This window comes from Serratia sp. 2723 (assembly GCF_050434425.1).
Lineage (GTDB): Bacteria > Pseudomonadota > Gammaproteobacteria > Enterobacterales > Enterobacteriaceae > Chania.
Genome location: NZ_JBNDIN010000001.1, coordinates 494,238 through 506,091, shown reverse-complemented (window position 1 = coordinate 506,091; position 11,854 = coordinate 494,238). Strand labels below are relative to the sequence as shown.

Annotated in this window: 9 protein-coding genes; 4 read left to right on the top strand and 5 right to left on the bottom strand. The window is 54.6% G+C overall.

Going from position 1 to position 11,854, the window contains the following annotated elements:
• Positions 1-329: 329 nt before the first annotated feature.
• A complete protein-coding gene (leuO, locus tag ABIE29_RS02335) occupies positions 330-1,277 on the bottom strand; it encodes a transcriptional regulator LeuO (protein WP_429616647.1) in 948 nt (315 codons plus the stop codon).
• Between the two features lie 921 nt (positions 1,278-2,198).
• On the opposite strand from leuO, the gene leuA reads away from it, so the two are divergent.
• From leuA to leuD, 4 genes are read left to right on the top strand one after another with little or no spacing between them, the layout of a single operon-like run.
• On the top strand, positions 2,199-3,773 hold the full coding sequence (gene leuA / locus ABIE29_RS02330; protein ID WP_021179308.1) for a 2-isopropylmalate synthase: 1,575 nt from the start codon (positions 2,199-2,201) through the stop codon (positions 3,771-3,773).
• Between the two features lie 2 nt (positions 3,774-3,775).
• Positions 3,776-4,867, top strand: a complete 1,092-nt coding sequence (gene leuB / locus ABIE29_RS02325; protein ID WP_429616646.1) for a 3-isopropylmalate dehydrogenase — start codon at positions 3,776-3,778, stop codon at positions 4,865-4,867.
• Positions 4,868-4,870: 3 nt separating this feature from the next.
• Positions 4,871-6,271 (top strand): 3-isopropylmalate dehydratase large subunit, encoded by a 1,401-nt coding sequence (gene leuC / locus ABIE29_RS02320; RefSeq protein WP_429616645.1) that lies wholly within the window; start codon positions 4,871-4,873, stop codon positions 6,269-6,271.
• Between the two features lie 11 nt (positions 6,272-6,282).
• Entirely contained in the window at positions 6,283-6,885 is a 603-nt protein-coding gene (leuD, locus tag ABIE29_RS02315; RefSeq protein WP_429616644.1) for a 3-isopropylmalate dehydratase small subunit, read from the top strand.
• Positions 6,886-6,930: 45 nt separating this feature from the next.
• Here leuD and ABIE29_RS02310 read toward each other — a convergent pair whose 3' ends face one another.
• From ABIE29_RS02310 to ABIE29_RS02295, 4 genes are all read right to left on the bottom strand, one after another.
• Entirely contained in the window at positions 6,931-8,403 is a 1,473-nt protein-coding gene (locus ABIE29_RS02310; RefSeq protein WP_429616643.1) for an anion permease, read from the bottom strand.
• 143 nt (positions 8,404-8,546) lie between these two features.
• Entirely contained in the window at positions 8,547-9,734 is a 1,188-nt protein-coding gene (locus ABIE29_RS02305) for a sugar efflux transporter (protein WP_429616642.1), read from the bottom strand.
• A 34-nt stretch (positions 9,735-9,768) separates the two neighbouring features.
• Positions 9,769-11,151, bottom strand: coding sequence for an ABC transporter ATP-binding protein (locus tag ABIE29_RS02300; protein ID WP_429616641.1), 1,383 nt, complete (start codon positions 11,149-11,151; stop codon positions 9,769-9,771).
• Positions 11,151-11,840, bottom strand: a complete 690-nt coding sequence (locus ABIE29_RS02295; RefSeq protein WP_429616640.1) for an energy-coupling factor transporter transmembrane component T — start codon at positions 11,838-11,840, stop codon at positions 11,151-11,153. Before ABIE29_RS02295 ends, ABIE29_RS02300 begins: the two co-directional genes overlap by 1 nt.
• Positions 11,841-11,854: the final 14 nt, after the last annotated feature.

The window sequence follows — 11,854 nt, the reverse complement described above, 5'->3', positions numbered from 1 at the left end:
TCAGCGTCGAAGTGTGAGCTAAAACGCGCTTGTACTCACTTCTCTTGATCTTGGACAAAAGGGAGTGCAAAAGGTTTATGCCAAACAGACAAAGTGGGATCGACGATAAGAAGGGAGAGGTGACAGGTTAAAATAGCGGCAGTGTCGTTTGGAGCAGAATAGAGTTTCAGTTGCTCAAATTAATTAACCCTCGCGGGTAAATGATATTTCCAATGATGCCACCACAAGGAATAATCTTAATTTTCCTTAACCCCATTCTTATTAATCCGTCGCGCTATCCATTATCAACCCGACGCACTCGAAAGCGCGCTGGGCCAATAAATCACTCATTAGCGCAATACACCAGCTTGGCTAAGTACAGACTTCATCCATTGATGGCCTTCATCACGCTCGGCAGACTCATGCCAGGAAAGATAACAGGTGATGGTTTTTCTCTCCCAGGGCAGCGGAATTAATTTTAGCTGCAAGGCTTGCGCGTGCTGCTGAGCAAACCAACGGGGAGCAATTGCCACCATCTCGGTCATGGCAACGAGATTCAATACGCTGAACAGGTCGGTACATTGCTGAGTGACACTGCGTTGTATGGTTTCATCAAGATAGTAGGGTTTGCTGAAGGAACAGAAACGCTCTAATGCAATGACGGCATGATGTTCCGCCAGCATTTGTTTCTGGCTAATGGTGCCCACCAGCCGTGGATGAGACTGCGCGGCAACCAGGGTCAATTCATCATCGAATAAGGCAATATCCTGAAACTCGGGATGCTCAAGGCGGCTGTAGCCAATAACAAACTCGGTTTCCTGATAGCGTAACTGATGCTCGATGTTATTGCTCATGTAAGACTTGGTCTGTATTTGCACGTTGGGAGCCATGCTCTTGACGTTGTTAATTATTTTGGCAGTCAGACGTATATCTAGCGGGCTGCAGACAGAAAGCACAAAGAGGCGTTCGCTGCTCAGGGCATCAAAACCAGCGCCTGGCAGCTCATTTTGTACCAGCTGCAGTGCCTGGCGTACCGGGCCAAAAAGTTGGCGGGCGCGCATAGTAGGCTGAATGCCACGGCCGAAGCGGACAAACAGTTCATCATTGAACATGATTTTCAGCCGCGATACGGCATTGCTGACCGCAGGCTGCGACATCCCTAAGGAATTTGCCGCTTTGGTAATATTCTGCATCTGCATAACCGCATCAAAAACAGTGAGTAAATTAAGATCCACACTGCGCAAATGAATATCACCGTTTTCTTTCCTCAAGACAGTTCCTGAATTATATTCGGACATATCCAAACTCCACTAAGTCCCATGTAGATAATCCCGCTAGCGCGCAAGGGAATAACGGGAAAAGACACACTTACGTTATTCCCACACAGCGAAATTAGTTATCCCTTTTGACTACCCTCGTAAGATAGCAATCGGGCATCATCCTATAAAAATATGACACAGCGGTGCATATTAGGCATTGTTCGTTGGTAGGTAGCCTTGGCACATCGGCTCGCAACTCGCCGATGGCATACAAACAAAATTGGCAGGCAAAACACCTGAGTTATGGATACCTGTTGGGTACTCATCAACCTCTGGATCAGACCATAAAATGAGTTAATGGACAATCATACCAGAGCAAAATAGATATCTTTAGCATCACTTAATTGATTGTAGCCACTCAGTTCAGCGTTAAAAATACGAACAATGAATAAATTAACACCAACAAATTGACACTGTGAATGATAAACCCGCAACATCAACCTCCAATCAAACCCCCGTTTGCTGTTTTTTTGCGCCAACGATAAATGTTAACCGAGTAGTTTTGTTAATCAATGCGACAGTGTCGCTTTCAAACCATTTATGCTAATAAACTGCCGATCATCAGCGGGTTTAGCACTGGCTCTGGGGGGTTTTGCCGAGTTTCCAACTAGTGCCATCCCCGTTGGTGCCGCGCTTTTCAATACCCCTGTTTTAATCAGGTGTTGACATGCCCCGGCCAATAAAGTATCAAATTAGGCAACGAAACAATTTTAGAGAAGCTGACCGCCATGATCCGTACTCACCGTCTACTAGGCCTACTACTAAACGCATCTTATGTGCGCGGTACGCTGGTGGACGGGGTTCAAAGCTGATTCAGCCCATCATCTGCAAAACCCGCGCTACTGCGCGGGTTTTTTTTTACCCGCTTAGCGTGAAACAAACACGACAAGGAACAACACGATGAGCCAGCAAGTCATTATTTTCGATACCACATTGCGTGATGGTGAACAGGCGCTGCAGGCGAGCCTGAGCGTTAAAGAAAAAATCCAGATCGCCATGGCGCTGGAAAGAATGGGTGTCGATGTAATGGAAGTCGGCTTCCCAGTCTCCTCTCCTGGGGACTTTGAGTCGGTACAGACCATTGCCCGCCAGATCAAAAACAGCCGCGTTTGTGGTCTGGCACGCTGTGTTGATAACGACATTGACGTCGCTGCCGAAGCGTTACGCGTGGCCGAGGCTTTTCGTATTCACGTCTTCCTGGCCACCTCCACCCTGCATATCGAATCCAAATTGAAGCGCTCTTTCGACCAGGTGCTGGAAATGGCGGTGCGCTCCGTGAAACGCGCCCGTAACTATACCGATGACGTAGAGTTCTCCTGTGAAGACGCTGGCCGTACCCCCATTGATAACCTGTGTCGCGTAGTAGAAGCCGCCATCAACGCCGGTGCCACTACCATTAATATTCCTGATACCGTTGGCTACACCACGCCAAACCAGTTCGGCGGCATCATCACTACGCTGTACGACCGCGTGCCTAATATTGATAAAGCGATTATTTCCGTCCACTGCCACGACGATTTGGGCATGGCCGTGGGTAACTCCATCGCTGCCGTCCAGGCTGGTGCCCGCCAGGTCGAAGGCACCTTGAACGGCATCGGCGAACGCGCCGGTAACTGTTCACTGGAAGAAGTGATCATGGCCATCAAGGTGCGCCAGGACTTTATGCAGGTGCACACCAATATCAATCATCAGGAAATCTACCGCACCAGCCAGTTGGTCAGCCAACTGTGCAATATGCCCATCCCGGCCAACAAGGCCATCGTCGGTTCCAATGCCTTCGCTCACTCCTCCGGTATCCACCAGGACGGCGTGCTGAAAAACCGCGAGAACTACGAAATCATGACCCCGCAGACCATCGGTCTGAAAGATGTCCAGTTGAACCTGACTTCCCGTTCCGGCCGCGCGGCGGTAAAACACCGCATGGAAGAGATGGGCTACAAGGAGCAGGATTACAATCTGGACGTGCTGTACGCGGCTTTCCTGAAGCTGGCCGACAAGAAAGGCCAGGTGTTTGACTACGATCTGGAAGCCCTGGCATTTATCAACAAGCAGCAGGAAGAGCCTGAACATTTCAGCCTGGAATACTTCAGCGTGCAGTCTGGCAGCAGCATTATGGCTACCGCCTCGGTCAAACTGAAATGTGGCGACGAAGAGAAGTCCGAAGCCGCCACGGGCAATGGGCCGGTCGATGCGGTTTACCAAGCCATCAACCGTATTACCGACTACCCGATTGAGCTGGTGAAATACCAACTGACCGCCAAAGGCCAGGGCCGCGACGCGCTGGGCCAGGTTGATATCGTGGTGTCTTACAATGGCCGCCGCTTCCATGGCGTGGGCCTGGCAACCGATATTGTGGAATCCTCTGCCAAGGCGATGATCCACGTATTGAACAATATCTGGCGCTCTCAGCAAGTAGAAAAAGAAAAGCAGCGCTTGCAGCAAACCAAACATCAAAATAATCAGGAAACGGTGTGAACATGACTAAGACCTACCACATTGCCGTCTTGCCCGGAGACGGGATCGGCCCGGAAGTAATGGCTCAGGCCCACAAAGTGTTGGATGCCGTGCGCCAACGCTTTGGTATCCGCATCACAACCAGTGAATATGACGTCGGCGGTATTGCCATCGATCGTCACAGCACCCCATTACCCGCAGCGACCGTTGCCGGCTGCGAGCAGGCCGATGCCATCCTGTTTGGTTCGGTGGGCGGCCCGAAATGGGAGCACCTGCCACCGGCAGAGCAGCCGGAGCGCGGTGCACTGCTGCCGCTGCGTAAACACTTCAAACTGTTCAGCAACCTGCGCCCTGCCCGCCTGTACCAAGGGCTGGAAGATTTTTGCCCGCTGCGTGCCGATATCGCCGCACGTGGCTTCGACATCCTGTGCGTGCGTGAGTTAACCGGTGGTATCTACTTCGGCCAACCCAAAGGCCGTGAAGGCCAGGGCATGCATGAGCGTGCCTTTGATACCGAGGTCTACCACCGCTTTGAGATCGAACGCATCGCCCGTATCGCCTTTGAGTCCGCCCGCAAGCGCCGCAACATCGTCACCTCGATTGATAAAGCCAACGTGTTGCAAAGCTCTATCCTGTGGCGTGAAGTCGTGACCCAGGTAGCCAAGGATTATCCGGATGTATCGCTGTCGCATATGTATATCGACAACGCCACCATGCAGTTAATCAAAGACCCGTCCCAGTTCGACGTGTTGCTGTGTTCCAACCTGTTCGGCGACATCCTGTCGGACGAATGCGCCATGATCACCGGCTCAATGGGCATGCTGCCTTCCGCCAGCCTGAACGAACAAGGTTTTGGCCTGTACGAACCCGCAGGTGGGTCCGCTCCGGACATCGCGGGCAAAGACATTGCCAACCCGATCGCGCAAATTCTGTCGGCCACTCTGCTGCTGCGTTACAGCCTGGGTGCCGATGAAGCCGCAGATGCGATCGAACGCGCCATTAATCAGGCGTTGGAACAGGGCTACCGTACCGCCGATCTGGCCGGTGCCGGCAAAGCCATCGGCACCAGTGAAATGGGCGATATCATTGCCCGCTTCGTGGCTGAGGGGGCGTAAATCATGGCCAAGACCTTATATCAGAAATTGTACGATGCCCATGTGGTGCATGAAGCGCCAAACGAGACACCGCTGCTGTACATCGATCGTCATCTGGTGCATGAAGTGACCTCCCCACAAGCCTTTGATGGCCTGCGTGCCATGGGCCGCAAAGTGCGTCAGCCGGGCAAGACCTTTGCCACCATGGATCACAACGTTTCGACCCAGACCAAAGACATCAACGCCAGCGGCGAGATGGCCCGTATTCAGATGCAGGAGCTGATCAAGAACTGCGCGGAGTTCGGCGTCTCGCTGTATGACCTGAACCACCCCTTCCAGGGCATTGTCCACGTTATCGGCCCTGAGCAAGGCATGACGCTGCCGGGCATGACCATCGTCTGTGGCGACTCCCATACCGCCACGCACGGCGCCTTTGGCTCGCTGGCGTTCGGTATCGGTACTTCGGAAGTGGAACACGTGCTGGCGACCCAAACCCTGAAGCAGGGCCGCGCCAAGACGATGAAGATTGAAGTCACCGGCAATGCCGCAGAAGGTATTACCGCCAAAGATATCGTGCTGGCCGTGATCGGCAAAACCGGCAGCGCTGGCGGTACTGGCCACGTGGTGGAATTCTGTGGCAAAGCTATCGAAGCGTTGAGCATGGAAGGCCGCATGACGCTGTGTAACATGGCGATTGAGATGGGGGCCAAAGCGGGCCTGGTGGCACCAGACGACACCACCTTCAATTACCTGAAAGGCCGCCAGTTCGCTCCTACCGGGGAAAACTGGGAACAGGCCGTGGCCTACTGGCGCACCATGAAGTCCGACGCCGAAGCCAAATTTGACACCACCATCACCCTGCGGGCGGAAGATATCGCACCACAGGTCACCTGGGGCACCAACCCTGGGCAGGTTATCGCGGTCGATCAGGCGATCCCAACCCCCGATTCCTTTAGCGATCCGGTGGAACGTGCCTCGGCTGAAAAAGCGTTGGCCTATATGGATCTGCAGCCCGGCATCAAACTGACTGACGTCGCAATCGACAAAGTGTTTATCGGTTCCTGCACCAATTCACGCATCGAAGATCTGCGTGCCGCAGCCGCCATTGCCAAAGGCCGTAAAGTGGCCGCAGGCGTGCAGGCGATTGTGGTGCCTGGCTCCGGCCCGGTCAAAGCTCAGGCGGAAGAGGAAGGTCTGGACAAGATCTTTATCGAAGCCGGTTTCGAATGGCGTCTGCCGGGCTGCTCCATGTGCCTGGCGATGAACAACGACCGTCTGAACCCAGGCGAACGCTGTGCCTCAACCAGCAACCGTAACTTCGAAGGGCGTCAGGGCCGCGGTGGGCGTACTCATCTGGTCAGCCCGGCGATGGCCGCCGCCGCCGCCGTTACCGGCCATTTTGCCGACATCCGTGAATTGCACTAAGGAGCACCAGCGTGGCTAAATTTACTCAACATACCGGCTTAGTGGTGCCTTTGGACGCAGCCAACGTCGATACCGACGCCATTATCCCGAAGCAGTTTCTGCAGAAAGTCACCCGCACCGGTTTCGGCCAGCACCTGTTCAACGACTGGCGCTTTCTGGACGATGCGGGTCAGCGGCCAAATCCCGAGTTTGTACTGAACCTTCCGCGTTACAAAGGAGCGAGCATCCTGTTAGCCCGGGAAAACTTTGGCTGTGGCTCCTCCCGTGAGCACGCGCCATGGGCACTGACCGATTACGGCTTTAAGGTGGTGATTGCACCAAGCTTTGCGGATATCTTCTACGGCAACTCATTCAACAACCAGCTGCTGCCGGTCACACTGAGCGAGCAGGATGTGGATACGCTGTTTAAGCTGGTGGCAGAGCACGAAGGCACGGAGTTCGTGGTCGATCTGGAAAACCAGACGGTAAATGCCGGGGGCAAAAGCTACCCGTTTGAGATCGACAGCTTCCGCCGCCACTGCATGATTAACGGTTTGGACAGCATTGGCCTGACGTTGCAGCACGAAGCGGAGATTTCCCGCTACGAGGCGCAACAACCCGCCTTCCTGAACTAAACCTCAGCCTCACCCGCCGCCCAGCGGGTGAGGCTTTCATCAAAATCACCAATAGCCTAGCCACTTCCACCACATTCCCCCGATCAGTGCCCAGATCAGCAGATTGACCACGCTCATGATAAAGCCGGTTTTCCACCATTCCCCCAGAGTGGTATAACCCGACCCAAAGATGATCGGCGCGGTGCCAGTACCATAATGGGTTAATGACATCATCAGTGAAGACGAGAAGGCCAGGATCAGGCCAAGCAGTGCCGGTGGTGCGCCAAGGGCAATACCTGCGGCAAAGAACGCGGCGAACATGGCGGTCACGTGCGCGGTGGTACTGGCAAAGAAATAATGCGAATAGAGATAGACAAGCGTTAACAGAATGGTCCCGCCGACCCAGCTCATTCCCATATGGTCGATACCCGAACCCACCGTTTGTGACAGCCAGCCAATCAGCCCCAGTTTGCCGAGGTAGGTCGCCATCATCACCAAAGCGGCAAACCAGACCACGGTATCCCAGGCCCCTTTGTGTTTCAGCACGTCATCCCAGCTCAGTACGCCGGTAGCCAGCAGGATCGCCAGGCCGATCACCGCAGCCGTCGTCGGATTAACCGCCAGAGCGGGGCCAAAAACCATTGCCGGAACCCCGGCCCACAGCACCAGCAACAGGGCAAACACGCCCAGCGTGATTTTCTCTGGCAGGGTTATCCGCCCCAGAGTTTGCAGCTTATCTTGGGCAAACAGTGGCGCATCCGGGGTGCTTTTGATTTCCGGTGGATACAACCAATAAACCACCAGCGGCATGACGAGCAGCGAACAGATCGCCGGTACCAACGCCGCTACCGCCCACATACCCCAGGTCAGTTCAAACTCGGAACCGGCACCTTTGGCGATCAGATTGACAATCAAAGGGTTAGGAGCAGTAGCGGTGATAAACATCGCCGAGGTGATCGGGTTGATGTTGTAGTTCACCAGCGAGAGATAGCGGCCAATCTTGCCGGAGGTATTCAGCTCGGGCTTGGAGCCAAAGCTGTCCGCTATCGATTTCATTATCGGGTGGATGATCCCGCCGCCACGGGCGGTATTGCTCGGCGTAACCGGGGCCAGCACGGTTTCCGCCAGGGTTAACGCATAGGCGATCCCCAGCGTTTTTTTGCCAAACAGCGAGATAAAGTAGTAGCCAATGCGCGATCCCAGGCCGGTTTTATTCAGGCTCAGGGAAATCATGATAGAGAAACCGATCAGCCAGATGAGTTGGTTGGAGAACCCGCTCAGTGCGTCGTCCAGTGCGGCCCCCGGCTTGCCGGGGTTGGTCACTCCGGTCACTGCCACCAGCGCAATAGCGATGATAGAGACGGCACCAATAGGCATCGCCTTACCGATAATGGCAATGATGGTCCCAATAAACAGCGCCAGCAAATGCCAGGCATTCGGTGCCACCCCTTCGGGAACAGGGATCACAAACCAGATCAGTAGAGCGGCGATAACGGCACAGAGGGAGGGAACCGGTTTGAGCGGCGTTAGTTTATCCATAACATACCCACTTTTATCAACGGGATTGGCATCTTAATGGCAAGATGGGTAAGAGCGCGAAGCTCACGCTCTGAGTCCATTTATCTTAGTGAGAAAGCGGCTGTTTTCTCAATGATATGTATCAACTAACAGGGCGTTACAGCTCACACTTCGCGAACTTTGGCACACATCCACAGTGCCAGGATCGCAAGCAGCGTGATCAGGTAGTAAACCGCATAGTGCCCAAAGTTTTCCACCAGCGCGCCTTGCAGCACACCGGCCAGGATCACCCCGGTCGAAATGCTGTTGGTGAACATGGTGGTCGCGGCACCGGGCCGCCCCGGCATCAGATCCTGAAAATACAACATGCCGATCCCGGCAATAATGCCAATAAACACCGCATTGAACAGCTGCAATACCATCAGGGCCGACTGGAACTTGAACAGCACCAGCCCGGCATAAAACAGCACGCCCGCCGCAACCGCAAACAGCATCATATTGCGTTTGCCAAAGCGTTTGACGTAATAGCCCGCCAGCAGCATAGCTGGGATTTCCAGCCCGGCAGCCGTGCCCATCAGCCAACCTGCCAGCCGTTCCGGCAAACCCAGATCGGCGGTGATATACAACGGCATATCGATGATATACATGGTGTTGCAGGTCCACATCAGCATCGAGGCCACAAACAGCAGACGCACATCGGGATCGCGCCAGGCGCTGATTGGCGCAATAGGCGGAGAATCTATGCTGATCTCAACGTTGGCACGAGGCACCGAAGGCAATATCAACCACACCAGCAGCACGCTGATGGCAAAAATCGCCGCCGCAATCATAAACATCACGGTAAAGCCGTAGTTCAGTGCCAACATAAACGACAGCGGCGGGCCGATCACCCAGGCCAGTGAAAGCTGGGCGCGCATCACCGAACTGAACATCACCACTTCACGTGCCGAGCTGTCCGCATACTCCCGCGCCAGGGCAAAAATCTGCGGCATGGCGGTATTGGCAACGGCGGCCAGCAGTACGCCTGCGGTGATCAACGTCAGGTAATCACGGTTGAACGCAAACAGCAGGCTATTGCCCACCGCCATGATACAGCACACCAGGATCAGCTTGCGCCGATCGCCACGGGTATCCGAACGCTTGGCCAACAGGAAGCTGACGATGATCCCGGCAATGGCATTCACGGTATAGAACATGCCCACCCACAGCGGGCGCACCTTTACCTCAGTGGTCAGGAACAGGCTCAGCGTGGGGGCTTGCAGCGCTCCGGCAATGCCGGTCAGGAAGGCAATCAGCAGGAAAGCGGCAAAAACGGGATTAAAACGGCGCGGCAACCAGCGTCTGAAACTCATAACAATGCCCTGACCAGAAATAAAGAGGGCTATGTTACCGAAGGAAAATTTCAGAAGATAGCGATGAAGGCATCACTATCTGAAAATCAGCGCATAACGCGCTCAGTTCCTCATCATGCGTAATCAGGATCACCACTGCGCCCGTACTCGCCAGCTGTTTTAATCGCGAAACCACCTGGATCAACCCGGTATAATCAAGCCCAGACGTGGGTTCGTCGAAGATAAATACCTCGCGCTGTTCCAGCAGTGCCAAAGCAATCACAACGCGCTGTTGTTGCCCACCGGAGAGTGCCATCGGGTGGACATCCAGCAGGCCACCCAGCTCCATATCATTGATGGTCCTATCCAGAGACTGAGCGTTCACGGTGTGCAACCCCATCTGCAATTCCTGCAACACGCTGGCAGCAAAAAGCTGCCGGTTAACGTCCTGCATCACCAAAAATGAGCGCCGTAAACGCTGCCTGCGAGGAAAGGGTTTTCCATCCAGCAAAATCTCGTCGCGGGTGTTCTCCACCCCCGCCAACTTTCGGGCTAGCGTACTCTTCCCTGCGCCATTCTCGCCGAACAGCACCGTGACACAGCCACGAGGAAAGTGCAGCGCCCCTTTGACTGGGTGCCGATAAACAATCCCGCCACTGCCAACTGGAGGTTCGGCAAGCGATGCTGGCTGGGGGGGTGTCAAAGCCCGCAGCCCTTGCTGCATACGCAGCGTATCATCGCGTTGCCAGAACTGGTGGGCGGGTAAATCTTCAACAATTTGCCCCTGCCTCAAGCGAAGGACACGATCAACTACTCCCTGTAAAAACCACAGCCGATGCTCGGCAATAATGATGGTCATGCCGATGCTACGCAGGCTTTGCAGTATCTGCGCCAAAGCGCTAATAGTGCGCGTATCAAGATTGGATGCAGGTTCATCCAGCAGAAGAATGGAGGGTTGATCCATCAATGCCGAACCAATGGCAATACGCTGGAGTTCTCCGCCTGACAGCATAAACATATTGCGTGCCAGCAAATGCTCGATCCCCAGGCGTTTCGCTATCCCGATTGCGCGCGCCAGGATAGCAGCTGGCTCCTGCCCGGCATTTTCGCTGCCGAATGCCAGTTCACCCAGCGGATCGGCGCAAAAAAATTGCCTACGTGGGTTTTGATAAACCGTGGCAACCTGACGCCCCAACCGATAAAGTTTCTCTGCCGCCGGGTTCATCCCATTGATGCTGATACGCCCTTCAATCACCCCAGGAATAACATGCGGCACTATTCCGTTAATCAGGCGCAACAGGGTGGATTTTCCACAACCACAATGCCCGGTTAGCAGCACACATTCCCCCTGACGGACACCCAGGCGGACCCTATCGAGCGCGGGACTCCCGGCACCAGGAAACGTGACGCTAACCTGTTCGAGTACGATGTCGTCCATTATGCCTCACCACAGTAAAAACACAGTACCACCAGCCCAATGCACAGCAAGACCAGCAGCAGATCTGCCACGGTAAATCTCAGTCGCAAAATGGAGGAGGGCGTACTGGGGCTACCTAGCCCCCGGCTTAACGCAGTGGCGGATAGGGCCTCACCCGATCGCAACATGACGCCTATCAACGGGATAAAAATGTACTCCAGCGTGCGCCAAGGATGCAGCAAAATACCGCCGCTACCCGGCAACCCCCGTAAACGCATGGCACCGCGAATGGCCTGCTGCTCCTCCCATAGCACCGGGAAAAAGCGCAGCATCACCGCAAGCGGGATGATCACCATGCGTGGCGCATGCAGGCGATACATGCCCGCAATCAGACGGCTGGGCGTAGTGGCACAGATAAAGTAGTACCCCATAAAGCTGGCGATAACATAGGGCCAGGCATACATCAGTGCCGCCAACAGCACCATCACGCCGGAAGGCAAACCAGCCAAGCTGGCCACCGCTGAAAGCAGCGACATCGCCCCCATACACAACGCTAATAACACAGCGGCACGCCAACGCCGCTGCATCAATAGCAATCCACTAATCACGGCAACGGATGCCAGTTGAAAAACACCGCCTTTACCGGTCAAAACCAGGGTATTAATCACCAGCAACGCCAACATATTGGTACGAATATCAATAAATGCCATCCGCCGCGCCGCAA